General features: G+C 36.9%; 27 protein-coding genes. 5 read left to right on the forward strand and 22 right to left on the reverse strand.

Annotated features, from left to right (window positions below):
- Position 1: 1 nt before the first annotated feature.
- The 19 genes from OR571_RS12150 to OR571_RS12240 all read right to left on the reverse strand — a co-directional run bounded on the left by OR571_RS12150 (position 2) and on the right by OR571_RS12240 (position 17,805).
- Positions 2-994 carry an N-acetylglucosamine kinase gene (locus OR571_RS12150; protein WP_282243047.1) on the reverse strand — a complete coding sequence of 331 codons (993 nt, stop codon included), beginning with the start codon at positions 992-994 and terminating at the stop codon, positions 2-4.
- Between the two features lie 173 nt (positions 995-1,167).
- A complete protein-coding gene (locus OR571_RS12155) occupies positions 1,168-2,322 on the reverse strand; it encodes an ROK family transcriptional regulator (protein WP_282243157.1) in 1,155 nt (384 codons plus the stop codon).
- Positions 2,323-2,544: 222 nt separating this feature from the next.
- A complete protein-coding gene (locus tag OR571_RS12160) occupies positions 2,545-3,438 on the reverse strand; it encodes a sugar phosphate isomerase/epimerase family protein (RefSeq protein ID WP_282243048.1) in 894 nt (297 codons plus the stop codon).
- A complete protein-coding gene (locus OR571_RS12165) occupies positions 3,438-4,499 on the reverse strand; it encodes a Gfo/Idh/MocA family protein (protein ID WP_282243049.1) in 1,062 nt (353 codons plus the stop codon). Before OR571_RS12165 ends, OR571_RS12160 begins: the two co-directional genes overlap by 1 nt.
- A 37-nt stretch (positions 4,500-4,536) precedes the next feature.
- Entirely contained in the window at positions 4,537-5,415 is an 879-nt protein-coding gene (locus OR571_RS12170) for a sugar phosphate isomerase/epimerase family protein (RefSeq protein WP_282243050.1), read from the reverse strand.
- A 66-nt stretch (positions 5,416-5,481) separates the two neighbouring features.
- A complete protein-coding gene (locus OR571_RS12175) occupies positions 5,482-6,453 on the reverse strand; it encodes an ABC transporter ATP-binding protein (protein WP_282243051.1) in 972 nt (323 codons plus the stop codon).
- Entirely contained in the window at positions 6,446-7,438 is a 993-nt protein-coding gene (locus tag OR571_RS12180) for an ABC transporter ATP-binding protein (protein WP_282243052.1), read from the reverse strand. Before OR571_RS12180 ends, OR571_RS12175 begins: the two co-directional genes overlap by 8 nt.
- 15 nt (positions 7,439-7,453) lie before the next feature.
- Positions 7,454-8,350 carry a nickel transporter permease gene (nikC, locus tag OR571_RS12185; protein ID WP_282243053.1) on the reverse strand — a complete coding sequence of 299 codons (897 nt, stop codon included), beginning with the start codon at positions 8,348-8,350 and terminating at the stop codon, positions 7,454-7,456.
- Positions 8,351-8,362: 12 nt separating this feature from the next.
- Entirely contained in the window at positions 8,363-9,286 is a 924-nt protein-coding gene (nikB, locus tag OR571_RS12190) for a nickel ABC transporter permease (RefSeq protein WP_282243054.1), read from the reverse strand.
- A gap of 153 nt (positions 9,287-9,439) precedes the next feature.
- Complete coding sequence (locus OR571_RS12195) at positions 9,440-11,005, reverse strand: glutathione ABC transporter substrate-binding protein (RefSeq protein ID WP_282243055.1); 1,566 nt, start codon at positions 11,003-11,005, stop codon at positions 9,440-9,442.
- Between the two features lie 341 nt (positions 11,006-11,346).
- Positions 11,347-12,384, reverse strand: coding sequence for a hypothetical protein (locus OR571_RS12200; protein ID WP_282243056.1), 1,038 nt, complete (start codon positions 12,382-12,384; stop codon positions 11,347-11,349).
- Between the two features lie 103 nt (positions 12,385-12,487).
- Positions 12,488-13,138, reverse strand: a complete 651-nt coding sequence (locus tag OR571_RS12205; protein ID WP_282243057.1) for a YczE/YyaS/YitT family protein — start codon at positions 13,136-13,138, stop codon at positions 12,488-12,490.
- Between the two features lie 65 nt (positions 13,139-13,203).
- Positions 13,204-13,689, reverse strand: a complete 486-nt coding sequence (gene ybaK, locus OR571_RS12210) for a Cys-tRNA(Pro) deacylase (protein WP_282243058.1) — start codon at positions 13,687-13,689, stop codon at positions 13,204-13,206.
- Positions 13,690-13,701: 12 nt separating this feature from the next.
- Positions 13,702-14,337, reverse strand: coding sequence for a hypothetical protein (locus OR571_RS12215; RefSeq protein ID WP_282243059.1), 636 nt, complete (start codon positions 14,335-14,337; stop codon positions 13,702-13,704).
- Between the two features lie 485 nt (positions 14,338-14,822).
- The gene (gene resA, locus OR571_RS12220; RefSeq protein ID WP_282243060.1) at positions 14,823-15,356 is read right to left on the reverse strand and encodes a thiol-disulfide oxidoreductase ResA; all 534 of its coding nucleotides are present in this window, start codon (positions 15,354-15,356) and stop codon (positions 14,823-14,825) included.
- 18 nt (positions 15,357-15,374) lie between these two features.
- Positions 15,375-15,779: a disulfide oxidoreductase gene (locus OR571_RS12225; protein WP_282243061.1), complete on the reverse strand. Its 405-nt coding sequence runs from the start codon at positions 15,777-15,779 to the stop codon at positions 15,375-15,377.
- On the reverse strand, positions 15,769-16,410 hold the full coding sequence (locus OR571_RS12230) for a DsbA family protein (protein ID WP_282243062.1): 642 nt from the start codon (positions 16,408-16,410) through the stop codon (positions 15,769-15,771). Before OR571_RS12230 ends, OR571_RS12225 begins: the two co-directional genes overlap by 11 nt.
- 132 nt (positions 16,411-16,542) lie before the next feature.
- Positions 16,543-17,388, reverse strand: coding sequence for a M56 family metallopeptidase (locus OR571_RS12235; RefSeq protein WP_282243063.1), 846 nt, complete (start codon positions 17,386-17,388; stop codon positions 16,543-16,545).
- A 3-nt stretch (positions 17,389-17,391) separates the two neighbouring features.
- A complete protein-coding gene (locus tag OR571_RS12240) occupies positions 17,392-17,805 on the reverse strand; it encodes a BlaI/MecI/CopY family transcriptional regulator (RefSeq protein WP_282243064.1) in 414 nt (137 codons plus the stop codon).
- Between the two features lie 156 nt (positions 17,806-17,961).
- Here OR571_RS12240 and OR571_RS12245 point away from each other — a divergent pair, with 156 nt between their 5' ends.
- Together OR571_RS12245 and OR571_RS12250 are read left to right on the forward strand one after the other, a co-directional pair.
- Positions 17,962-18,903, forward strand: coding sequence for a VOC family protein (locus OR571_RS12245; RefSeq protein WP_282243065.1), 942 nt, complete (start codon positions 17,962-17,964; stop codon positions 18,901-18,903).
- Between the two features lie 254 nt (positions 18,904-19,157).
- Positions 19,158-21,347 carry a DNA topoisomerase III gene (locus OR571_RS12250; RefSeq protein ID WP_282243066.1) on the forward strand — a complete coding sequence of 730 codons (2,190 nt, stop codon included), beginning with the start codon at positions 19,158-19,160 and terminating at the stop codon, positions 21,345-21,347.
- Positions 21,348-21,685: 338 nt separating this feature from the next.
- Here OR571_RS12250 and OR571_RS12255 read toward each other — a convergent pair whose 3' ends face one another.
- Positions 21,686-22,078, reverse strand: coding sequence for a DoxX family protein (locus OR571_RS12255; protein WP_282243067.1), 393 nt, complete (start codon positions 22,076-22,078; stop codon positions 21,686-21,688).
- A gap of 226 nt (positions 22,079-22,304) precedes the next feature.
- On the opposite strand from OR571_RS12255, the gene OR571_RS12260 reads away from it, so the two are divergent.
- Positions 22,305-22,832: a helix-turn-helix domain-containing protein gene (locus tag OR571_RS12260; protein WP_282243068.1), complete on the forward strand. Its 528-nt coding sequence runs from the start codon at positions 22,305-22,307 to the stop codon at positions 22,830-22,832.
- A 111-nt stretch (positions 22,833-22,943) separates the two neighbouring features.
- Here the strand turns inward: OR571_RS12260 and OR571_RS12265 are convergent, their stop codons facing one another.
- On the reverse strand, positions 22,944-23,507 hold the full coding sequence (locus OR571_RS12265; protein ID WP_282243069.1) for an NADPH-dependent FMN reductase: 564 nt from the start codon (positions 23,505-23,507) through the stop codon (positions 22,944-22,946).
- Positions 23,508-23,581: 74 nt separating this feature from the next.
- A complete protein-coding gene (locus tag OR571_RS12270) occupies positions 23,582-24,388 on the reverse strand; it encodes an NAD(P)H-binding protein (RefSeq protein WP_282243070.1) in 807 nt (268 codons plus the stop codon).
- 331 nt (positions 24,389-24,719) lie between these two features.
- On the opposite strand from OR571_RS12270, the gene OR571_RS12275 reads away from it, so the two are divergent.
- Both OR571_RS12275 and OR571_RS12280 read left to right on the forward strand, forming a co-directional pair.
- On the forward strand, positions 24,720-25,523 hold the full coding sequence (locus tag OR571_RS12275; RefSeq protein ID WP_282243071.1) for a hypothetical protein: 804 nt from the start codon (positions 24,720-24,722) through the stop codon (positions 25,521-25,523).
- Positions 25,524-25,570: 47 nt separating this feature from the next.
- Entirely contained in the window at positions 25,571-25,753 is a 183-nt protein-coding gene (locus OR571_RS12280; protein WP_142538030.1) for an SE1832 family protein, read from the forward strand.
- Position 25,754: the final 1 nt, after the last annotated feature.

The raw sequence follows: 25,754 nt of genomic DNA on the forward strand, positions 1-25,754 counted from the left end.
CTTAATCTTTTTTCAATTGGTGACTACTTTTGTATTGATTATTAAACTCTCTTACAAACACTGAGCTGATTGGGACCTTTAGAGCAATTAACCCAGCAATGATTGCACCTCCAACTGGTGGAATAAGCGGCTTCTTAAATGAAATATTTAAATGTGATATCTTCGCTAATTCCACCAATTTCGGAATAAATAAATCTGCGTTCAAAAATACCCCACCCGATAACACAACCATTGTTTCTTTATCTTTTAATTTCATTTTGCTATGACAAGCTTTAATAGAAATAAAGAGGTCTTCACAAGCCTTTTGTATGATTGATTGCGCTATTTCGTCGTTACTTAATGCTTCCTCTACTGCATAAACGCCCAACGGTGCAATAATTGAACGGGGATGTTCATCACCATAAACTATTTCAATTATCTCTGGAACTGAGCTAACATTAAAATGACTTAACAATCGCTTAGTCAACGAAGTGGCTAAGCCTCGCCCATCGAATGCTTTAAATACCGCCTTTATTACCCCTATTCCTAAATCGTAACCGCTTCCCTCGTCATCGAATATATATCCCCATCCTGCAGTACGAAACAATTCATGATGCTCGTTAATACCTACCGTTATAGCACCAGTCCCAGCAATTTGAACAATTCCTTCACGGCCTAATGTTCCGGAATATAAGGCATTAACTGCGTCATTTGCAAGTAATATCTCTGTCTTTGAAGGCAAATATTGCTGTAACTCATGCTGAAGCATTCCTTCATAGTTACCTTCTCCAACTCCAGCCATTCCAGCGTAACAATAGGCAAGCTCATTAAATACATTCGGATTTTGGCTTTGAATGTTGAGAAGTACATCTTGTATTACTTTCTTAAATTCTTCCTTTGACATGGCAGTTGGATTACTTCGTCCACCTATTAGTTGGCTATAAATTTTTCCATGCTCATCTGCAATAACTGCAGAAGTTGTTGTGCCACCACCATCAATTCCTAATACGTACATATCCCCATCTCCATTCCCAAAAATCCTTCCCGTTATCCCTAATAAAATAGGGTGAGCTAAAAAGTTGTTTTAAACTACTTTTTAAGTCACCCTTACTATTTTCCTATATTTACTGAAACTACATGGAATCTTATACAAGAGGCAGTTGTTTCAAATTCGATCATCTTTTATCTTTAATTTATATCAAATAACGAATTTTGTGCTTGAATTGCAGCTCCAAGGACAACACCTTGACTACCTAAACTAGAATGGACGATTTGTAAGTTCTTTTTAATCGGTTCCCACATATACCTTTCACACTTTTCTACAATTTGTCCTGTCATTTCAGGCATTTTATCGATTAAGTTTCCACTCAATATAATACATTCCGGTTCGTATAAACACGCAAGATTGCTAATAGCTAAAGCAATATATGTCGCTGTACGATCCAAAATATTATGCGCCCACGATTCTCCATCTCTAAAAGCTCCGAACACTTCATCTATTGAAGAAATATCCTTCATTTTCTTTGCATCTGCAAGTATAGCCCCTTCTGAAATATATGTGCATAAGCACCCGAATTTCCCACAACTACATACATTCCCATTTGGATCTATAACTGTGTGACCAATTTCTCCAGCGTTATTAGATTCTCCACGATGCACTTCCCCATTCAGAAGAATTGCTGCGCCGATACCGGAACCAATACCAACTAGGATGGAACTTTTTGAATCCTTTGCTTTTCCTACTGTATTTTCAGCAATAATTTTCATTTTTAATTCATTATCTATCACAACATTTAGTGACGATAACTTACTTAAATCACGCATAAGATGAACATTTTTCCATCTTAGTTGTTCTGCAAGTCTCACAATACCATTCTCATAATCAATAGAACCTGGAAGTCCAACCGCTAATCCAATAATTTTCTCCATAGGTATTTCATTTAGCTTAATAATATTTTTAACTTTATTATTAATATTTTGCACTGTTTCTTCATATGACTCTAGGGGATTTCTAACATGGGTTTGCAAATCCACCACTTCACCTACATAATTCACAATGCCAATTTTTAAAACAGCTTTATCCAATTCTACCCCGATGGTAAATAAGACATCACCACATATATCAAGTAAGGTAGCCCTTCTCCCAACACCGGAAGTAACTGATTTCGTTTCCTTAACAAAACCTTGTTCCTGCAATTCACCAACAATTCGAGTAATAGATGTAGGACTCATTTTAGTAATTTTTGAAATTTGCATTCTAGAAATTGGAGCCATATTTTTGATTAATTCAAGTACGTATGTTTTATTTTGTTTTTTCATCAAGATTTGGTCTTGTTTTTCCATCAATTATTAACCTTCTTTTGTGGAGATTAGTTTATTACTAATCAACCAAGTATTATTTACATACCTAAACGCATGAAATAATTTATCTTTTCAATTATTAATTGGCATGCTATTTTATAATAATGTACAACCATTTATAAATCTATAACGAGAAGCCTATACTGGATTTCTCACAGGTAGGCTTCCGTCATTCCTCAGAAATAGATTTTATTATAAACTCTACTAATTTTTAAACTTCTGAATATATTGCACTGCATCTGCAATATCTTTAGCTGGATCAATATTTACTTCTCTCTCAATAGTTAGGTATCCACGGTAATTGATTTCTTTCAACGCATTGAAATAGTTTTTGAAATTCACTTCTCCTTGCCCCAATGGTGTTTCTCGAAAATATTCGCCAGAGGAAACCATTTCAGCAATTTTTGCATGGTCTACTCCTCCTCCATATCCTAAGTAGCCGTAAACATCACGAGGATCAACTGCCTTTAGTTGAACACCATCTTTTACATGTGTATGAACAATGTAATCTTTTAGTAGTTTTGCCCCTTCTACCGGATCGTCTCCTGTAACCATTACCATATTAGCCGGATCAAAGTTAACAGAAACACCGTTTGTGCTAAGACTGTCCAAAAATGATTTTAATCTATTAGCTTTTTCAGGACCTGTTTCAATTGCAAAGAATGCATTTAGACTTTTAGCATATACGCCTAATTCTTCGCATGCTTTTTGCATTGCCTCGTAGACCTTGCTATTTTGATTTTCAGGTATTATTCCAATATGGGTAGTAACTATATTTGTTCCTAAATCTACTGCCAAATCTAAGATGCGCTTAGACTTTTCCACCTTTTCTTCATTGAGAATAGCATCTTGAAATCCATGTCCTCCTAAATCTCCGCAAAGTGCTGAAATTTCTAATCCTATTGAATCCAAGAAATTTTTTAACTCTTTTCGTGCCACAGAGCTCATATTTTCCGGTTCCATTCCTCCATCTACTGCATAAATTTGGACACCATCCGCTCCTATTTCCTTCGCTTTTTTTAAGCCCTCATAAAGTGGCAATCTAAGACTATCTACAATCACACCAATTTTGTTGGATAATTTGACTTGTAAGCTCATTACGAAAAAATCACCTCACACTTTTTCTCCGCAGCTTCATAAATACCTTCCAGCATTTTCATCATTTCCACACCATCTTCAATTGGAGCAACTGGTTTCTCTCCCGTTAAACAGCTATTTACAAATGAATCAATTTCACTTTGAAATGCTTTTTCAAAATCAAAAGATAAATTGTCCATTTGTGGATGTATATTTAAAATTGTATTATTTTCTTCACTAACGATAACCAATTCAGGCTCTAACTCAGCCCCACCTTTTGTTCCAAACAGTTTGACGTTAATTTCATCTTTTTTAGCCTGCAAAGTGAATGAAACGTCTACAAACAGAGAAGCCCCATTTTCAAAGGTAATAAGAGCATTAGCTAAATCTTCTACCGTATTTTTGGATTTATCGTAATCAGCCGCTTTATAAAAACTTAAATTTTCTACATTTCCTCTGTTGCCTAGGTTACTATAAGTATTTCCAGAAATAGACTTTACTTTTGGTCGCCCCATTAAATACCAACAAATATCTATCACGTGAACACCTAAATCAATTAGTGGTCCTCCGCCAGATCTTTCTTTATCAGCAAACCATCCTCCTGGATTTCCAAGACGTCTTAGACATGAGGCTTTCGCGTAGTAAATTTCCCCCAACTTACCTGCATCAATAAATGATTTTAATACTTTAGTATTTGTCGCAAATCTTCTCACAAAACCTACTTGTAACACTTTTTCGGACTTTTCAACTGCACCTTGAACCCTAAGTGCTTCTTCAACATTCAAAGACAATGGTTTTTCGACAAGTACATGTTTTCCACTATTAAGTGCTGCAATGGAGATTTCCGCATGTGTATTGTTCCATGTACAAATACTCACTGCGTCGACCTGTGGATCTGTAAATACTTCATCTAAACTCTGATACACATGTGAAACACCATATTGAGCAGCTTTTTGCGTAGCTCTTTCTGATACATAATCGAAAATGCCATGTAGAATAACGTCTGGATTATTTACATATGAGTTGAAATGAAAATCTGATATTGATCCTGTTCCTATTATACAAACCTTTAGTTTTTTCAAAGTTATTTCCCCTTTAAGCTCATTAATTTTTGTTTTCTTACTGTTCAACTTCATTCCATAATCTTCTTACGTTGTCCATACCAATTTTTGAGCCTACTTTACAATCTTCCATACCTTCAAATTCAACCGTAAGATATCCATCATAACCGGAGTTTTTCACTAATTTCATCACTTCTCGAATATTGATGTCCCCGTGCCCTACAATAGCCCCGCGCAAATAGTTTTCATTCACCGTTCTAAACCATACCCCGTCTCCTGGATTTTCATAATAAGGTCGGATATAAAAGTCTTTAAAATGAACGGTTGCAGCATACTTCAAATTTTTCTTCACACCTACAAGTGGATCTTCATCTATACATAGGAAGTTTCCAACATCAAGTGTTGTTTTGAAGTTCTCGCGATTCACTGCATGAATAACACTTTGCACACGATCGCTCGTTTGAACATTAAATCCATGGTTTTCAATTGTAGTAGTAATACCGAATTGTGCAGCATAGTCAGCCACTAATTGACTACCTTTCACGAATTTGGAGAAATGCTCCTCAAAGTAGTGAATGGTCATTTCTTCAGGCTGTAATGTAAATGCCGTCACATCATGACGCATAATTTTAATACCTAGACGGTTCACAATATCCACATGTTGTTTCAAACGAGTTACTTCTTCTTCAAACGCTTCTTCTGTTTCTTGCACAAAATTTGCTGGTAAAGAATACGCAGACAATTCTATTCCAACAGATTCGGCTTTTGCCTTAATCTGATCAGCTAACTCCACATTATCCACAACAGTAAAACCATAAGGAACAATTTCCATATGTTCCCCTCCGTTGTCTGCAATCCATTGGATAACATCCAAAACTGTCATTGTTCCTTCTCTCAATTCTTTTACTAGGCTGTATGTACTTAAACCTACTTTCATTCTCTTCACCTCTTCAATTTGATATGATACTTTTTTCGTTTACTTGATTTTTATTCATTTCTACATTTACGAGCTCATTAAATGACATGAAACGAAATGATTGTCTAATGCCACTTGTGTAACTTTCGGTTCTATAGTTTTACACACTTCCATACTAACCGGGCAACGTGTATGGAATGGACAACCTGTTGGAGGATTCATCGGGCTTGGCAAATCTCCTTTTAGGATAATTCGTTCTTTCCTAAACGTTGGATCTGGTACTGGCACGGAAGATAGCAAGGCCTTTGTATAAGGATGTTGCGGATCAGAGAAGATAGCATCTTTTGGTCCTGATTCAACAATTGTCCCTAAATACATTACACCGATATAATCGCTAATATGTTCTACCACACTTAAATCGTGGGAGATAAACAAATAGGTGATATTGTACTCACTTTGTAAATCCTTTAATAAATTTAATATTTGTGATTGGATCGAAACGTCAAGAGCCGAAACAGGTTCATCCGCAATTATTAATCGTGGCTTCATGATAAGCGCACGAGCAATTCCAATACGTTGACGTTGACCCCCACTGAATTCATGTGCATATCGATCCGCGTGAGATTCGTTTAATCCTACAACTTTTAAAATCTCAGAAACTAAACGTTGCTGTTCTAGTTTTGATAACTTTGTATGAATCAAAAGGGGTTCTGCAATAATATCTCGCACTTTCATTCTAGGGTTTAAAGAAGCATACGGATCTTGAAAAATCATTTGAACTTTTTGTCTCATTTTCTTTAACTGTGATTCTTTCTTTTGAGAAATCTCTTCCCCGTCGATCCAAATTTCCCCGTCACTCGGTGTAAGTAAGCGAGATACAAGACGACCAGTTGACGATTTCCCACAGCCACTTTCTCCTACTAAACTGAATGTTTGCCCTTCCATAATTTCGAAAGATACATCGTTAACAGCCTTTAGTGTCTTTTTCCTCCCGAATACACCACTCGGAATATCAAATGATTTTCTAATACCTGTGACTTTTAGAAGCTTATTAGACATGCGTTTCCCCCCTTTCATGATCATAAAGCCAACAGCTACACAGCCTTTCGTTTTCTAGCATCATACTAGTTGGTTCTTTCTCTAAACAAATTGGCATTACCTGTGTACATCTCGGTGCAAATTTACATCCTATCGGCATATCACTAGGGTCTGGGACATTCCCTTTAATCGAATCTAACTTATCCCTTTTATCACCAATTTTAGGTACAGAGCCAATTAGTCCCTGAGTATAAGGATGTTTTGGTTTTTCAAATAAATCAAATACGTCTGCTTCTTCGACAACTCTTCCTGCATACATAACCACTACTCGATCACACATTTCAGCTACAATACCTAAATCATGAGTTATCAACAAAATAGACATATTCTCTTGCTGTTGAAGTTGTTTCATCAATTCCAATATTTGTGCTTGAATTGTTACATCAAGCGCAGTTGTAGGTTCATCTGCAATTAATAGATTGGGATTACAGGACATTGCCATTGCAATCATTACTCTTTGTCTCATCCCACCAGATAATTGATGTGGATACTCATTTATTACTTCATCCGAACGAGCAATTCCAACTTTCTTTAACATAGAAACCGCGTGCTCTTTTGCCTGCTTCTTATTCAAATTCAAATGAATTCGGATTGGTTCCATTAACTGCTCCCCTATTTTCATCACTGGATTTAGAGAAGTCATTGGTTCTTGGAATATCATTGCAATTTGTTTACCACGCATTTTTCTCATTTCATTTACATTTAAGCTAGTTAAATCCTGCCCATTAAATCGAATGTTTCCACCTGTTATTTCTCCACTTGTTCCTTTAAATAACCCCATGATGGAAAGTGATGTTAAACTTTTACCACAACCTGATTCGCCAACTAAACCTATAACTTCGCCTTTGTTTATATGAAAATTTACTCCATGTAGGATTCTAATTTTCCGCTTATCTTTCGTAAAATCAGTTTGAAGCTGCTCGACTTGCAGTAGTTTTTCGCTCATCCTTTACAAACTCCCTTATTCGTTCTTTGTTTTAGGATCCAAAACATCACGTAAACCATCCCCAATGAGATTGAATGCCAAAACTGTCAAAAATATAGCAATACCAGGCATCATGACGACATGAGAAGCGGTTCCTAAATAATCACGACCCATACTAAGCATTGCTCCCCAGTCTGGTGTTTCTGGACTCGCACCTAATCCGAGGAAACTCAAGCTAGATGCAGCAATTATGGCCCCACCAATTCGCATCGTAACGAAAACTATTAAACCGCTAACTGTTTCTGGAAAAATATGCTTAAACATAATCCGTTTGTGGGGTGCACCCATTGATTTTGCTGCTTCTACAAAAGTATTCTCTTTCGCTTCCAGCGTAGAGCTTCTTACTAATCTTGCAAACGAAGGTACACTAAACACAGACACAGCTATAATTACGTTATTCAGTCCTGGCCCTAAAATTGCCACAATCGCAATGGCCAGTAATAAATCTGGAAACGCAAACATTACATCACTTGATCTCATAATAATTCGATCTAACCAACCACCAAAATACCCACTCATTATTCCTAATACAGTACCTACAACAGCACCTATTAATACAGATGACATACTTACACTTAAGGTAATTCTAGTTCCAACTAGTATTCGACTAAATATGTCTCGACCATATTCATCTGTTCCTAAAACATGTTCACTACTTGGTCCCTGTAATGTTGCATCATAATCTGGTTGATAAGGATCATAAGGAGCAATAGAAGGTCCTACAAACGCAATAATAATTAGTAATAAAATAAACATACTTGCAAAGAAAGCAGTCTTTTGACGCCTGAAATTCACCCAAAACTCTCGGACAGGTGAGTATTTCTTTTTAGGAACAACATGTTTCTTTTCCCTTACTGTACTTGTAAATTCCATACCTACTCTCCTTTATGATTCATATTGAATTTTTGGATTTAGGGTACTATATAAAATATCGACTATTAAGTTCACTAAAATAAATTCAACTGAAAATAACAGTAGTGCGGATTGAATAACAGGGTAATCTCTGAATGCAATCGAATCAATTAGTAAACGTCCCATTCCTGGAAAACTAAAAACAGTTTCTACAACTACCGAGCCACCTAACAAGAAACCAAATTGTAATCCTGCAATTGTAACAACAGGAATTAACGAGTTCCTTAATGCATGCTTTGTTAGTACACTAGATTCTTTCAATCCTTTCGCTCTTCCAGTTCGGATAAAATCAGCTTTTAAAGTTTCAAGTAATGAAGACCTAGTGAAGCGTGCTAGCATAGACATTATTCCTGCTCCAAGTGTAATAGAAGGTAACACATAGCTCTTCCATCCTTCAGAACCACCTGTCGGAAACCATCCTAGTTGCACAGAAAAGATTTGAATGAGAATTAACCCTAGCCAAAATCCTGGTAAAGAAATACCAGATACAGCAGTAACCATTCCCAAATGATCCGGCCACTTATTTTTAAAAACAGCAGACAATGTTCCTATTATTAGACCAATGACTACTGCCCAACCCATGCTTAGCAGGGTTAAATAGACGGATGGCATAAATCGATCTGCAAACATAGTAGAAACCGGTAAACCTGTTTTTAATGAAGTCCCTAAATCTCCCTGAAATAAGTTTCCCATAAATGAAATATACTGCTTCCATATTGGTTGATCTAATCCCAATTCGATACTGACGCGGTTGACATCCTCAAGTGTTGCATCTTTCCCAGCTACTAACCGTGCCGGATCACCAGGAATCATATGGATAAAAAGAAATGATAAAATAGAAATAACTAAAAGAAGTGGTATCATTTCTATGATTCTTTTTAAAATGTATTGGAACAAAAATATTTCCCCTCTCTATAAAAGGTGGATAGAAGTTATTAATATGATTAGTTGAATTATATAGTCGTAATGATTTTATAGTGCTAGGGCGTTTGTACAATCAGCGCCCTAGCTTAGCTGTAAACTTCAATCTTTTCTACTTCTACTTTTTAATCATTTAAAATTTGCGTCATTTACATTAATACCACCACCGGTTTCAACATAAATACCTTCTATATCAGAACGTGAACCGTAGAGCAGTTCATCTACACCAAGGAAAATCCAAGGTGAATCCTTATAAACAGCTGATTGAATTTTTTCATACAACTCAGCTTGTTTACTAGTATCACCTGTAGAATTAGCTGCATCCATCCACTCATCTACTTCCGCATTATTGTAGTAAGCGGTATTCGAACCATTAGGAGGAAATGATTCACTATGGAACAATGGCTTTGTTGCATTTGTTATATCAGATGCATAAGCAGACCAGCTCACATACCACATTTGTAACTTCGAATCTTCTGGTGTTTGTGCACCATAGATTTCATCTGAAAGTGTTCCTTCTTCCATGGATTTAATCTCTACTGTTACACCAATCTCTTTTAATTGTTGTTGAATAAATTGCATGCCTTTCATCGTATCGGAGTTTGTATTACCCCAAATTTCGGCCGTAAACCCATTTTCAAATCCTGCTTCTTTCAGTAGTTCTTTAGCCTTTTCTATGTTTTGCTCATAGACATCTTGCTTAGCATAATAAATTGTTTTACTCGGGATGATAGAATCTAAAGGTAGTCCAAACCCAGAGTTAACTACGTTAATAAAAGCATCCTTATCTACTGCGTAATTGAAAGCCTGACGTACACGAACATCATTAAACGGCTCTTTCATCGTATTTATTGATACATAGCGAGCGATTGTTGAAGGAATTTTACTAACCACAACATCTTTATTAGCTTCAAGTTCTTCAAGATTTTGAGCTGGCAATGGATAAATTACACTTGCCTCACCTGTTTTTAACATCGCAACACGAGAACCATTTTCTGGTACCGGTTTATAAGTTATTTTCTTAACGCGTTCTCCTTTTTTCCAATAATCATCAAATCTTTCAATTGTTAAGTGATCACCTTGAACCCATTCTACAAACTTAAATGGTCCAGTTCCTACTGGGCTCTTCGGAATATCACTACTATTTTCTTTGATTAACTTTGGACTAATCATTTTAGCAGAACCAAATCTAGTTAACATAGCACCATAAGGTTTCTCTATAGTAATCTTAATTTCGTAGTCTCCTAAAATATCTATACTTGTTATTAAATTGAAGCCCCTACTATTTAATCTCAAGCTTTCATCGTTCATAATCCTTTCAACGTTCGTTTTGACAGCTTCCGCATTAAAATCTTCTCCATCATGGAACTTAATTCCCTGATTCAATTTAAACGTAAATTCCAACGCATCTTCACTTACGCTGTACTCTTCAGCCAATACAGGTATTATTTTGCCGTCTTTATCAAACCCCAATAAACCCTCCAACATCGCTGATTGAACAGAGTTTGAATTTGTATCACCAGTGTTATGTGGATCCATTGAAATAAAGTTTTCGTTTACAGCGATCACAATTTCTTTTTCTTTACCTGTTTGCCCTTTCTCGCTATTCGCACTTTTTTCATCTGAACAACCAACAAGTAAAATTGAACAAACTAAAGCGAAAAATAGCATTTTCCAAGAATTTACCTTTCTCATTTCAACATCCATCCCCTTTGTTTATTTTTGGTAAAGCTATAAAATATTTTCGTTTCTATGCATATAAAACAATAAATCGAAAATAATTTTAACCACCGTGTAAATAATTATTAACTCATCATACTAATTATTCGTTAAATTAATACCTTATTACATTAATTTCTCCAATGGTGAAACTAATGTAATAAGATTTGAGTACAAATATTTTTTATATGATTTAAAATATGTAAGCGTTTACGATAGAATACAGAAAATTCCGCCTACGGTCAATATTTTTTATATAAAGTACAAAAATAATTGTTTTTAATCTTTTCAAAAAAAGCGAGCAGAATATTCCCTGCTCACTCGATTGTTGAAATCATTTCATTTTGAAAAGTTGTCCATTTCTCTTCATCTATTGTAGAATCATAGAGCATTCTGATCGTTCTGGAGTCACTTGCATAAGTGGAAATGTAGTCTTGGGCAAGCTCCATTTCATTTGAATATCGTTGTCTTACCTCTGCAATCTTCTTATCCTCTAATAATTCTTGATTGATATGGGACATGAAATCGACAATCTCGTCTCCTTCACGTTCAGGGTCGTATACATGAGGGCTTGTTGCGTCTACCATACATAGTTGCAACTCAGGAATAATAATGCCATCCACACTATTTGCATCTAGCCCGCACCAGATGAAGCGGATATCCAATCCTTGTAGCTTTGCGGCTTCTCCAAACTTTTTCATAAAGGAGGATTTTCCGCTACCAGGTAAACCTTTTATATATAAACGAGACTTTAAGTTTTTAGAAATAGACTTTAACGTATCTTGTGCGCCTACAGGAGTCAGTGACCCCATTAACCGATGCGTCACGTCTGACTTTTTTTGAAGCTGCACATTTCCAAGACATTTCTTTTTGACCGTTTCTAGCAATGCGTTGATGCCATCCCAATCGATTGCCGGAAGGATCAGCTGCTCCCATTCATCATGGATAACTTTAGCTCGTGATAATGTTTGTAACCCTTTCGTCAACCAAACTTCATTGGCAATTTGTTTATCGCGAATTAAAGGAGCTAAATCGTGCAGCTTTCGATCATCATACGTTTCATAAAATGGAACCCATATATGTCCGGCCCCGTAGTAAGTAGGATCAATCGTATCCGCTTGTAAATAGAGCGTTTTCGAATCGATAATATATACAGCTTCTAAAACATCCTCATGTAATGGATCATAGAACCATTCCGTATCTTTGCCTCTGCGAATAGCGGCGTATCCTATTTCTTTCAATACTTCTGTTAGTCGATAAGAAGTCGGTCCTTTAAAAAAATATACTTTTTTAGCTTCCTGAATTAGTTCTTTATAAAAGTTTTTTACGCCTTGTCCTGTATAAGATCTTCCCATATAATGCGTAACTGTACCGCCCAAATTATCACCCTTTCCATCTCTTCGTTCCATGGATACTATATGCGAATGAATTGAAAAAGATGAAAAAAAGTGCCGAAAATCATTTCTGATCTTCCACACTCAGTTTTGTAAAATGCTGCGTATAGCCACTAATATTTAGTAAAATTTTTTGAGACATCGGTAAAGTGTAATGAACAAGTTGGCCGAGAAGGAGTGCTGTTATAACGGTTCCAATACCTACTGGACCTCCTAGTATCCAACCGGCAAATCCTACAATTACTTCAATGCCAGTACGTACTGTTTTAATGCTCCACCCCAACTTCTGTACTATTAAAAGCATCAATGAATCTCGCGGTCCAGCTCCAATATTAGGAGATACATATACTCCAACACCCATCCCCATAATCATAAGCCCTAATAAAAAACTAATAGATTGCCCAGCAAAGCTCTTGAAATCTGGTAACATCCAGTTGAAGAAATCAATAAAAAAACCGATGAAAAGTATATTTAGCCATGTACCTAATTGTGGCCATTTTTTTGTGCCAATCATCGTAGCTAAGACGATAATAATGCCAGTTAATATAGCCCACGTACCAATCGATAATCCTAAGTGATTATACAGTCCAACATGCAAAACATCCCATGGACTAATTCCAAAGCGCTGCCCTTTAATCGTCAATGAAATACCAAGAGACATCAAAAGAATACCGCTAATAAAAAACGTCCAGCGCCATATACATTCTTTGCTCATTTCACTCCTTCTTTCCTACAAAAAACCTTCACCAAAAAGTTATAACGTTCCACAATTAGATATAACTATCCATTATTACTAATTGCAGCTACCTGCCCTTTTGTCATCCGAAGTAAATCAGGTAATGCAAGCTTTACTTGAAGTCCAATTTTCCCGCCACTTACAATTATAAAATCCTGCTTTTCCGCACTTGCGTCCACTACTGTTGGAAATAGTTTTTTCATTCCAATAGGAGAACATCCCCCCCGTATGTATCCAGTAATCGGGAGTAAATCTTTTAGAGGAAGCAATTCTACCTTTTTCTCTCCTACTACCTTCGCAATCGCTTTTAGATTCAGTTCATTGTCAACAGGAATGATGCACACATAATATTTCCCTGTTCCAGCTGTTACAAGCAGCGTTTTATAGACGACAAAAACAGGATAGCCGATTTTGTTTGCTACAGTTACCCCGTCTACTTTGTCACCAGTCAATTCATATTCAATTAGCTCAAAATCTATTTTTTGCAGTTCTAACATTCGAACTGCATTCGTTTTTGGTTTTTTGGCCATTTCTTATTACTCCTAAGCTATATGGAAGAAACTCGGCTCTAAATCGGCAAATCCGTATCTCTTTAAATGTACTTGATACGAATATTTTGCAATCGCTTGTTCTTTCAATCGTTTTTTCTGTAGGTCTACTTGCAACACTTTGGGTGAGGAAAGATCAGAAGGAACGGAGCCGTTCGAAATAGATGCTTCGTCTTCTAGTTGTTGTTTTACTTCAAGCGCAATTTGACGGTTCGCTTCCATATTTAAAGTTATTTGTGCATTCACACGCTGAATCTTAGCGGATGCACTAGCCGCAACACGTAGGTCCTCAGGCGTTGGCTCTGCAGGAGCAAGTGCGGTGCTTCTTACTTTCTCTAATAGCTCCACTGTTTTTTCTAGTGTCGGTCCATCGATTGTTTGCACTGGGATACTAGGACCTTTTATATCAATTATATTCGTTTTTGGATTGCTTGGCGTATCAGTTACTTTTTCTTTATTCCCTAATAGCAACTCTTCTATTTGCGATAGGGTTGGTATTTTGGGTTGGAAATATTCCGCTTGTCTACGGTATGCATCGCCAGCATTATGACGTTTGTGCATTCGTTTTCTTTCTTCAACGTCTGCCCATCGCCCTAGCATGCCATTACCAGTGGATCTTACTAAGTTCAAATGATGCACCTCTTTCCTGCATTTCTATTATAGAATATTTTACCACATTATCAGAATAATCAAACGAACTTTAGTCATAAGCTTATGTATGAAAAATGATACAAAATGCAGTAAAGCTTTTTATAGACAAAACAGGTATAAATAACTATTAGGCTATGGACAATAATAAATGTGAAACTTATATAGGGTTATTCGTGTCAATAACATGTTTCAATCGTTGGTATCTCAATCCAAGTAAACTTGTTATTTTAAGAATTGATTGCTTTCACACGCAATTTGGTTGCTCTCCTGCTATTTTAGTTGCTTTCCAAGTAAAACTGATTGTTTTCAATGGTTGATTGGTTGCCCTTAACCATTTCCTGGATGCATTTATTGAAAAATACTATATGAAATTTTGTTTTAATTGGCAGTCAATGTCTCTAGCATGAATAAAAAAACAACAGCACAAACCAGACATTGGTTTGCACTGCTATTGTAAGGATGCTTTAATTCGGCTTAATTTGTTCCATATTTCCTTTAATTGCTTCATCGCTCATTTCCCCAGTTATGATTTTCTCTATCTTGCCTTCTGGGTTCACAAGCATCGTTGTTGGCAAAGGATTGATATTGTATGTTTCCATGACACTCTTATTGTCGTCTATTAAAACTGGAAATGTTAATCCTTTTCTATCTACATATTTCTGAACAGCAAAATCGGATTCTCCAATATTAACGGCGAGGATTTGAACACCTTGATCTTTGTAATCCTGATAGTGTTTGTCCATGAGTGGAAATTCTCTTTCACATGGTTTACACCAAGTTCCCCAAAAGTTTAAGAAGACGCCTTGCCCTTTGTAATCGGATAATTGATGCTTTTCACCATTCATATCAATAAGCGCAAAATCCGGTGCATTGTCTCCTACTTGTAATATCGCTGTTTTCTCTTTCGTTAAATTCGAATAGATAGTAAAAACGATTGCTACGACTAATAAGGTTAAAATACTTGCTCGAATGTAAAACCGTCTTTTCTTTTTTTCCATAGTCACAATTCTCCTTTCTTACTTCTGTTTCCAGAGTATGAGCATCATGATTGTGATAAATATAAAAGCAATGAGTGCTAAAAAAGGAATCGTCACAAATCCAAACCAGTTAATATATTGTCCAGTACATGGAACTCCACTTGTGCAGCTACTGAATTCATGCATGGAAGGAATCTTTTGCAGCGCATAATGATAGCTAGACATAACGATGCCAATAATCGAAATGGGCAATATATATTTATAAATCTCCCGATCATTTCGATAAAAAGCGATGCCTAGAAATATAACAAGAGGATACATTAAAATTCGCTGATACCAGCAAAGCGTACATGGGATAAACCCCATACGCTCGCTGAAGAACAAACTACCTACCATGGCAACAAGAGAGGTGAGCCATGCAAATAGAAGTGGCTTATTTACCATCGGCAGCCTCTTCTACCCTCTTCGCAAAATCATCCATCGTTGCACCAGTGAATTCCTTCCCGCCTATGTAGATTGTCGGTGTAGAAGCAACTCCTAGATTGTTTGCTATATTCATATCCTTCTGCCATGCATCTTTTGCAGAACTTTCGCTATATGCAAGACTTACCTTTTCTACTTCTTCAGCAGTCGCCACCTCTGCTAATACTGCCTGTAAAAACTCTTCCGTCATTACATTTTCTTGTCCAGATTCGGTTGTCTGATTGGCAAATAATAAGTGATGGAATTCCCAAAACTTTTCATTGCCAAGCTCTTTATACACGGTCTCTGCAAATTGTGCAGAAGTCGTAGAGTCTGGTGCGATGAATGAGTAGTTCATAAAGTAAAACTTCGCTTTTCCTGTTTCCACAAACTGTTCATTGATGAGCGGAAATAATGTACTGTCAAAATCTCCACAATGCGGGCATTTATAATCCCCAAACTCGATAATTTCTACTGGTGCCGATTCTTCTCCAATAAACGGCTGCCCTGCATAATCAATGTCTACCGATTCTTTCTTTGCGTCTGTTAATACGATAATCCCTATAATACATACAGCGATTATTCCAATGATCCAAAATAATTTTTTTGACAATTAAAACACTCCTAATTAAAACTACATCATGTAGTGTAATGGGGTAAAAAATGAAAATATCTTGTTTTCTAAAGCTCACTGCTCGATTTCCCGGAGAATCGAGCGGTAAGCTTATCCAAACAAAAAAATTAACTACGCTATCGCATACATAAAAACGGCGCACATCATGCTAAAAATAGCGAATGATAGCCATGCAACTTTTACCGGAATTTTCATTTGAATTTGTAATGGATTCAATATATATTCAATTCGGTAATTAACCGATGTATCTGCAAAGGATGCATAGGAAAATGGCATTTTTTTAGCCGTTCCCACCTTTAACATTTTCAAAAGTGCGCTACCTAAGTGCACAGATGTTGCTTGTTTTTTAATAGCAAATTCATCCGCTAAAATTTCTTGAATAATTCTAAATTGCTGGTTAAAACATTTTAAAATTGGGATATATCCAATTGTAGATGCACAAAGCGATAATATAAATAACTTTAGTGGATCACGGTTTGCCTTATGGTACATCTCATGTGCAAGGACAGCTTCTAGTTCGTCCCTTGTTAATAAGTTTATCAAGCCTGTTGAAATAACAATTTTAGGTTGCACAAATCCCATGGTAATTGCCATTGGTGTAGGGTGCGAGATGATAATTACATCTTCTTTTTCATTGCTATAGGTTTGATTGAACTCAGTCGTAAGTTTTTTTGCTCTATATTGCTCTAATCGTGTTTTCATACGTGCAGTATGAATTAATTGCGAGCTAATATGCCAAATAGTTAAAAGGAGCGTAAAGATTACGAGTCCGTCCAAAGCATACTCCAGTGAAGATAGACCAACTGCCTTCAACCAGCTATGACATACTACCACGAGATTGAATTTGACGTTCCACCCTACTAGTATAGAGACTGCGTATATAGCCATCTGCAGGAAAATGGTACCTGAAATGACGAGTGCTGCGAGAAATAGAAGCGATGATTGACGTTTGGACATAGGCTATTGTTCCTTTTTCAATTCTTTAATTTTTTGCTCTAGCTTCGCCACAAGGTCATCGTCTACGTCTTCTAGTGCATCCAACATATGACTGACTACAACGTTGCCGAATTCATCCATCAACTCGTTTGTCATTTCTTTCGATTGCGCACTTAAAAACTCATCCCTCGTTTGTACCGGTTTAAAAAGAGAGGACCTTCCTTCTGCTTTCTTTTGCAAAATTCCTTTTTCTACTAGTCTGTTCATGACGGTCATCACTGTGTTAAAATTCGTAACCTTTTCCTTATCAAGCACTTGTTGCACATCTTTAATCGTCATTTCTACGTCGTTCCATAAGATGTCCATAATTTTTGCTTCTAGAGGACCAAAAAAGCGGTTCAATCCACTCTCATTCATTTTAAACTTTCGAATTTTCATAGCTTAACCACCTCACATTACACATTGTAGTTTAAACAGGATTTTCGGTCAAACATATTTGCTCGTATAAGAATATGCGAATAAAATAATTGTATTTTGTAAAGCTCTCTTGTTACACTACAAAATGTAGTTTAAATGAAAAAGGAGAAATTTGCAATGAAAAATAAACGATTCATCATCATAGGTATTGTCTTAATAATAGTGTTTAGTTTACTATTTATACTATTTAAAAAGAACGATTCAACTTATGAAGTATATAATACAGACTCTCCTACTAGAATCGGAGAAGTGCACTTAGTTGTTTCTGATATCGATAACCTTACTGAGTTTTATCAACAAGTAATAGGATTTGATATTTTATCGAAAGAACCAAAAAGGGTAACACTTACTGCCGATGGGAGCACTCCCCTACTTATACTGGAAGAGAAAGAGGACTCTGTGGAAAGACCATTTCCCACAACGGGACTTTATCATTTTGCGATCTTAATGCCTAATCATGCTAGTTTAGGAAATATGATGTTGCATTTAGCACAAACCGAATATCCAATGCAAGGCGCTGCCAATCATCAGTATAGTGACGCGCTTTATTTAGCAGATCCAGATGGCAATGGGATAGAAATTTATGCAGATCTTCCTCCTGATACTTGGGAAAGAGACAAGAACGGTGGTTATGCAGGTGGATCTTATCCGATTGATTTTGAAAAATTAGCGAATGAAGCTCATCCTAATTGGAGCGGACTTCCGGAAAATACACGGATCGGCCATATGCATCTGCAAGCTACAGAACTTGTAATGACGGAAAAATTTTATGTGGATAGCCTTGGATTTGATATTACGAGTAAAGATAATGGTAGTTTATTTTTATCCAAAGATAACTACCATCACCATGTAGCTCTAAACACATGGTCAGGTACTGGGATCCCTGCTCCACCAGATAATTCTAGAGGGCTAAAAAACTTTACCCTTCTTTTTTCAAAAGAAGAATTAGACGAAGCAAAAGCTCGACTGACCGATTTGGATTTTCAGTTTGAAGAGAAAGGTAGCTCAATCATCGTGCAAGATCCCTCAAGAAACACGATTGAAATCATCAGCAAGTAAAAACATACCTTCTATGCTATATTTAACTTTAATGAGTTGGACAAAAAACCAACTCATCAAAGTTAAAGCCTCCGGCGGATGTCACAGATTTGGTAAGGATTTTGTAGAGGATGTTAGCCTAAGTACGTCGCATCCATGCGACAACGGCTACCTTACCTGCGTCACGCAGGCTAAAGCTCAATTCCAAATCTGGACGCAATTACTCCGAGGCATAATTGATATAATGGTTACCGTGGAAAGGATGTTTTATATAGATGAAGAAAAGTGTAGTAATTGCAGAAAAACCATCAGTAGCTCGCGATATTGCGCGTGTATTGAATTGTCATAAAAAAGGAAACGGGTTTTTAGAAGGCGACAAATATATTGTCACATGGGCACTCGGGCATCTCGTAACGCTAGCAGATCCGGAAAGCTACGATGTAAAATACAAAACATGGAATCTAGAAGACTTACCGATGCTTCCAAATGATTTAAAACTAGTTGTGATTAAACAAACAAGCAAGCAATATAATGCAGTCAAAAGTCAGCTAGTTCGTACGGATGTTAATGATATTATTATCGCAACAGACGCTGGTCGTGAAGGTGAGCTAGTTGCCAGATGGATTATTGAAAAAGCAAAAGTAAACAAACCGATTAAACGTCTTTGGATTTCATCTGTTACAGATAAAGCAATTAAAGAGGGCTTTCAAAACTTAAAATCCGGTAAAGCGTACGAAAACTTGTACCATGCAGCTGTTGCCCGCTCAGAAGCAGATTGGTATATCGGACTAAACGCTACTCGTGCACTGACAAGTAAATTCAATGCGCAGTTATCATGTGGGCGCGTGCAAACTCCTACAGTTGCGATCATCGCACAAAGAGAAGATGAAATACGCAATTTTAAACCGAAAACATTCTACGGTGTAGAAGCACATACAACGAATAACCTAAAACTAACATGGCAGGATCGCCAAACTAGTGATATGCGGACATTCTCCAAGGAAAAAGCAGAACAAGTTATTGCAAAAGTAGACAATAAGCAAGGTACGATTATCGATGTCGATAAAAAACACAAAAAGAGCTATGCTCCACAGCTTTATGATTTAACAGAATTACAACGCGATGCCAATAAAATATTTGGCTTCTCCGCGAAAGAAACACTAGGTATTATGCAAACACTGTATGAGCGACACAAAGTATTAACTTACCCTCGTACAGATTCGAGATACCTGTCTAGTGATATTGTAGAAACGTTACCGGAGCGTCTAAAATCTTGTGGGATTGGACAATATAGACAGCTTGCGAACAAAGTGTTACAAAAACCAATTAAAGCAAATAGAGCATTTGTCGACGATAGTAAAGTATCAGATCATCACGCGATCATTCCAACAGAGGAAATTGTCAATCAAGCCAGCTTCACAGATAAAGAACGTAAAATTTATGATTTAGTCGTGAAACGCTTTTTAGCAGTTCTATACCCTCTTTTTGAATACGAGCAAATTACAGTGAAAGCTTCTATTGGTGACGAAACTTTTGTAGCAAGAGGAAAAACGATCCTTTCCTCTGGATGGAAGGAAGTATATGAAAATCACTTTGACGAAGATGAAAATTCGGATGATATGAAGGAACAAATACTTCCTCGTATCGAAAAAGGCGATAAGCTTTCCATCAAATTCGTAAACGAAACATCTGGACAAACAAAGCCACCTGCAAGATTCAATGAGGCTTCTCTATTAACAGCAATGGAAAACCCAGCAAAATATATGGGGACACAGGATAAAGAATTAGCAAAAACGCTCGATAAAACAGGTGGTTTGGGTACAGTTGCGACAAGAGCTGATATTATCGAAAAACTATTCAATTCTTTCCTATTGGAGAAAAGAGGAAAAGATATTTACCTTACTTCTAAAGGGAAGCAATTGCTAGATTTAGTTCCAGCTGATTTGAAAACTCCTGCTCTTACAGCAGAATGGGAACAAAAACTCGAGGCTATCGCAAAAGGTAAATTGAACAAAAACCTGTTTATCGGTGAAATGAAAAACTATACAAAAACAATTGTTAGTGACATTAAAAACAGCGATAAAAAATTCAAACATGATAATATTTCCACCAAGAGCTGTCCAGACTGCGGCAAGCCAATGCTTGAAGTGAACGGCAAAAAAGGCAAAATGCTCGTTTGCCAAGACCGTGAATGCGGACATCGCAAAAACGTATCGAGAGTGACAAACGCTCGCTGTCCACAGTGTAAGAAAAAACTAGAGTTACGCGGTGAAGGTGATGGACAAATTTTCACTTGTACATGTGGTTACCGTGAAAAGCTGTCTGCTTTCGAAGCACGACGCAAAAAAACTTCCGGTGGAAAAGCAGATAAACGCGATGTACAAAAGTATTTGAAAAAGCAAAATAAAGAAGAAGAGCCAGTGAACAATGCACTAGCTGAAGCTTTGAAAAACTTAAAACTATAATGAAAACAAGCCGATTCTTTGTATGAATCGGCTTGTTTATAGTTGGTTGCTCCTGCGCAAAGCTCGTCGCAGAAAGTTATTGCTCCTGCGCAAAGCTCGTCGCAGAAAGTTATTGCTCCTGCGCAAAGCTCGTCGCAGACAGTAATTTCTCCTGCGCGTGAATTGGTTGCTCTCATCCAGAAATTAATTGCTTTCGCCGTCCAATTGGTTGCTTTCACACCTTTTTGGTAACCCTTAGCCATTTACTGTCAAATAAAAGACTCACAAAGTTGGCTTTAAGCAGCTTTGTGAGTCTCCACTTTATCAAAGCGCGTTTCTAGAATCCGTCACTCGATGTTTTATTTAAAATATGCTTCGTCAATAGATAAAAACTTACTTCCGTTTAACACTAAAAACAGAGCAATTACTAAAAATGCAAGATCTAGTTCATAACCAGCCATCTCAGATGTACCTAAAAACCCGATAGCAAATTTCACTTTTATAATTGCGCCAACCATTAATACAACAAAAAATGCAGAAACTACACGAGTTCCAATTCCTAAAATAAGTGCAATGCCTCCTACTAATTCCAATGTAGCTACTGCATAAGCGAAGAAACCTAAAATTCCAATGCTTTCAAACCATCCTACCGTATTTTCAATACCACCTTGAAACTTTACAAGCCCATGTATAAAAAAACTAATTCCTAACACAAGTCTTAATAATAATGTACCAATACCTAATTTATCCACTTTATTTTCCTTCTTTCGTCTATTTTTTATTCACTTAAAAATATTTTATTCATATAAGTGAACTTTCTATTTAAAAAAATATTCTTTTTTGAATTGGGCCCAATCAACTAAAACATGGTTTTCTATTAAGAATATTTATTTCTTATAAGATAACATCGAGTAATAGATATAGTCAATTAAATTGTGTTACGATATAACCAATAAAACTATTTCGGGAGGATTGAACATGGAAATTGGCTCCAAAATCCGGGATATACGTAAACGAAAGAAGATTACCATTGCGCAAATGAGTGATCAAATCGGCTTGTCAAAAGGGTTTATCAGTAATATCGAAAACGATAATACCTCCCCTTCCCTCAATACACTACAAACGATCGCAAACTATTTGGATGTTCCATTGCCTTACTTACTACTAGAAAAAAAGGAACATATGAAAGTAGTAAGGAAGTCCGAGCGAGTGTATACAACACATAATGATATTAAAATTGAACATCTTACCTCTCAAAGCGGACTACGCATGATGCATGTAGAATTAGCACCCGGTGCATCAACCGGAGAAGCAAATGCGCACGAAGGAGAAGAAAGTCATATTGTCCTTAAGGGAACTGTACTCGCAGAACAAGGGGAAGACTCGGTCATTGCAAATGAAGGTGACTCATTCAGTTGGAACGCTTGTGTTCCCCACTTTGTTAAAAATATTGGGGAAGAGAACGCTGTCTTACTGATTGCTGTTTATAAGGAAGAGAGTCGTTAAGGGAATTATATAACCGCCAAGGTGAAGATTTCCTTGGCGGTTTGTACATTTGTGATAGAAAGTCCATAAAAAAAGGATACCACCAACTGAATGGGATATCCTCTGACTAATTTAATGCGTATCAATCGGCTCTTTACAGAGACCTTTGCTCATTTCCGCATACTGTACGAATACACGAGCTAGTTCGCGCAGACGATTATGCACATCTTCGTCCACTATTTCATTGTGCTCATCAAAATGGCTTGAATGGGTGTATACATAATTTGGTGTTACAAGACATCTGAAGTAATCCAAAATCGGCTTCAGCTGATTTTCGATTACTAAGTGATGTTGATATGTCCCACCGTTAGCAACAATAGATACTGGTTTGTATCGCATCGTTTTCGGATGTAAAAAGTCAAAAGCGTTTTTTAGAACACCTGGAATGGATCCTTGGAAAATCGGCGTTGCAATGATATATCCATCTGCTCGCTCGAACTTACTGACCAGCAGCTTCATATCATCATTGTATTGATCCATTGGTCTGCCATCTACAAACTGATGCTCATAATTGGCAAATCGTATAATTTCTAGGGTGTGCTCTGTACTAATTTCCTCTATATAGTCTTTCACTTTTTCAAGAATGACACTTGTTTTCGTGCCGATAATTGTTCCGTCTACGAGTAGAATTTTCATAGTTGTAGAACCTCCTTTACCCGTACTTTATTGTATCAAAGAAGGGGCTCTCTTGTGAGAAAATTGGCATGGTTCTAAAAAAGTTCATTCTTTCGACTGAGAAGATTGTCACTTGTTTGTTCCTGCATTTTATCAGCTTCAGCTTCTACAAAAATATCTTTCCGCTTGCTCCAATCAAATAGCTCTTCTCTAGTAATTGGTTCTTCAACATTCTTTTCAATAGGTCTAGCATATAAAATATCGCTCGATTTATATATATTTACACTCATTGTTCTTCCATGCACTGCATAATGGTACATAGCAAATGCTAGTTGCTTCCCTTCAATTGCCCGCAAGCCTCTAAATGGACCGACTAATATCGGATTGATTAATTGAAAAATCCCTTCTGCTAACCGCTCCCCTAATCGAAATTCTGCCCGTCCCCCCGTCAATAACGAAGGACGGAAAATAAATAGATGCGGTAGCTTTAAGTCAATCAGCTCTTGCTCCATTCTTCCCTTTGTACGGCTATAGAAAAAAGGTGATCTTTTACTGGATCCAGCGGCAGAGATAACATGAAAGTTGGGAATACCACGCTTTTTAGCTAAAGAAGCAATTCTAAGTGGATATTCCAAATCTACTTTTTCGAAGTTTTCTCTTGTTTTCGCTTTTTTCATCGTGGTCCCTAAACAGCAAAATAAATCATCCGCAATTTCAAAATCTCTTTCTTCTAGTTTATCGAATTCTCGAATCTTCACATCTAGTTTTGCATGTGTGTATGTAATGTTTCTTCGAGCAATTATCGTCACTGCAACATATTCTTCACTTTCACATAATTGTTTGACTAAGTGTTGCCCGGTAAAGCCCGTAGCCCCCACTACGATGGCCGTTCTTTTTGCCACCTCAATCCCTCCTCGCTTTTTCCCTTTTGCCTGTCGGAGCAGTGACAGGTGCTTTCGCATTTCTAGTTGTCATATACACCTGTCCTTTTCCATACAATATTAAGAATATGCACAGGAAAGGAAGATGAATAATGAAACTAGCTTATCTATTAAATACATTACCACACCGGGGTTTATACCCTGCTGACCGTGCGAATGCGCTGTTACCTGCTTTGAAAACATCCGATTATAAGGTTTTTGTGCCTAGTACTAATACAAGCCTTCTAAACTATTTAGAAAAAAACATATTAAAACATATACTTTTAATAATAATGCACATTTACTAGAAGAAATGAAATCTTTTAACCCCAATTGTATAATCCATGATAGTGGAAATTCTGAAAAGGATTTAATTCGCCGTTTAAAAGCTTTGAACTGTCCACTTATTCATTTTGACGATCACGGGGATGGCGGCGCTCTAGCTGATCTTGTTTTCCAAGCATTGTATGAAAATCCAAAAGACCTTTCCAAAGAGCATTTTGTTTATGGGCTAACAGGATATATCCCATCCCAAGCAATTGTTCCTAAAAATAATAACACGACACAGAATCCACCACATATTGTTGTCGCGTTTCCACATGAGGATCCAGAAAACTTAACATATCGAACGCTTAGACATCTTGTGCAACTTCATATTCCTTTGCAGATTAGTGTTTTAGTAGATGAGCACTACAAGCATGATATCTTGGATCTTAAACGGTTTGCACTCACTCGAAAATCGATTAAGGTTATCCAGACAGCCACGCCGGATTCTTTTATTACTACTAGTGATATCGTCATAACTTCCGGTTCTTACATGCCTTTCTTAGTAGCACAATTCCAAATTCCATGTATTATCCTTTGTGCACACGAGGAGGAAGTGAATTACGCCTTCCCACAGGAAGGACATGGCTTCGCAAATTTAGGGCTAGGTCGGAAAATAAAACAATCGTACTTACAAAATGCCGTTATGGAAATTATACTGCATGATAATCGAAGAAAAGCTTATATCCAAAAACAAAAAAACTTTGACTTTACTCCTAATTTAGTAGAAGTAGTAGAACTGATTGAACAAACGATTGCAAATAAAAAAGCTGAAGAAGAAATCGCACGTTAAACCCATTTTTATGCTACAATAGGGCAAAAAGCTGAAGGTGATTATTCATGACAAAAGATCAACTACAAGCGGAAATTGCTGAGTTAAAAATGGACTATATCCGATTACAAGGTGACATGGAAAAACTAGAGTCGAATGGCCACCCCACTCAAGTAGAAAACGCCGAACGTAGATTAGCCAAAATGGAAGAAGACCTTGCAGAACTAAACAAACAGCTCGCGGCACTATAGT

It is taken from the genome of Psychrobacillus sp. NEAU-3TGS, assembly GCF_029955155.1.
Classification (GTDB): Bacteria; Bacillota; Bacilli; order Bacillales_A; family Planococcaceae; genus Psychrobacillus.

Excerpts from the sequence above, each read along its gene's own strand:
- ybaK (WP_282243058.1), bottom strand. The coding sequence starts at position 13,689 with ATGGCCAAAAAACCAAAAACGAATGCAGTTCGAATGTTAGAACTGCAA.
- OR571_RS12160 (WP_282243048.1), bottom strand. The coding sequence starts at position 3,438 with ATGAGCTTACAAGTCAAATTATCCAACAAAATTGGTGTGATTGTAGAT.
- resA (WP_282243060.1), bottom strand. The coding sequence starts at position 15,356 with ATGGAAAAAAAGAAAAGACGGTTTTACATTCGAGCAAGTATTTTAACC.
- OR571_RS12250 (WP_282243066.1), top strand. The coding sequence starts at position 19,158 with ATGAAGAAAAGTGTAGTAATTGCAGAAAAACCATCAGTAGCTCGCGAT.
- OR571_RS12225 (WP_282243061.1), bottom strand. The coding sequence starts at position 15,779 with ATGGTAAATAAGCCACTTCTATTTGCATGGCTCACCTCTCTTGTTGCC.
- OR571_RS12195 (WP_282243055.1), bottom strand. The coding sequence starts at position 11,005 with ATGAGAAAGGTAAATTCTTGGAAAATGCTATTTTTCGCTTTAGTTTGT.
- OR571_RS12180 (WP_282243052.1), bottom strand. The coding sequence starts at position 7,438 with ATGAGCGAAAAACTACTGCAAGTCGAGCAGCTTCAAACTGATTTTACG.
- OR571_RS12205 (WP_282243057.1), bottom strand. The coding sequence starts at position 13,138 with ATGAGCAAAGAATGTATATGGCGCTGGACGTTTTTTATTAGCGGTATT.
- nikC (WP_282243053.1), bottom strand. The coding sequence starts at position 8,350 with ATGGAATTTACAAGTACAGTAAGGGAAAAGAAACATGTTGTTCCTAAA.
- OR571_RS12260 (WP_282243068.1), top strand. The coding sequence starts at position 22,305 with ATGGAAATTGGCTCCAAAATCCGGGATATACGTAAACGAAAGAAGATT.
- OR571_RS12175 (WP_282243051.1), bottom strand. The coding sequence starts at position 6,453 with ATGTCTAATAAGCTTCTAAAAGTCACAGGTATTAGAAAATCATTTGAT.
- OR571_RS12150 (WP_282243047.1), bottom strand. The coding sequence starts at position 994 with ATGTACGTATTAGGAATTGATGGTGGTGGCACAACAACTTCTGCAGTT.
- OR571_RS12155 (WP_282243157.1), bottom strand. The coding sequence starts at position 2,322 with ATGGAAAAACAAGACCAAATCTTGATGAAAAAACAAAATAAAACATAC.
- OR571_RS12275 (WP_282243071.1), top strand. The coding sequence starts at position 24,720 with ATGAAATCTTTTAACCCCAATTGTATAATCCATGATAGTGGAAATTCT.
- OR571_RS12235 (WP_282243063.1), bottom strand. The coding sequence starts at position 17,388 with ATGTCCAAACGTCAATCATCGCTTCTATTTCTCGCAGCACTCGTCATT.
- OR571_RS12240 (WP_282243064.1), bottom strand. The coding sequence starts at position 17,805 with ATGAAAATTCGAAAGTTTAAAATGAATGAGAGTGGATTGAACCGCTTT.
- OR571_RS12245 (WP_282243065.1), top strand. The coding sequence starts at position 17,962 with ATGAAAAATAAACGATTCATCATCATAGGTATTGTCTTAATAATAGTG.
- OR571_RS12200 (WP_282243056.1), bottom strand. The coding sequence starts at position 12,384 with ATGGGAAGATCTTATACAGGACAAGGCGTAAAAAACTTTTATAAAGAA.
- OR571_RS12170 (WP_282243050.1), bottom strand. The coding sequence starts at position 5,415 with ATGAAAGTAGGTTTAAGTACATACAGCCTAGTAAAAGAATTGAGAGAA.
- OR571_RS12265 (WP_282243069.1), bottom strand. The coding sequence starts at position 23,507 with ATGAAAATTCTACTCGTAGACGGAACAATTATCGGCACGAAAACAAGT.
- OR571_RS12280 (WP_142538030.1), top strand. The coding sequence starts at position 25,571 with ATGACAAAAGATCAACTACAAGCGGAAATTGCTGAGTTAAAAATGGAC.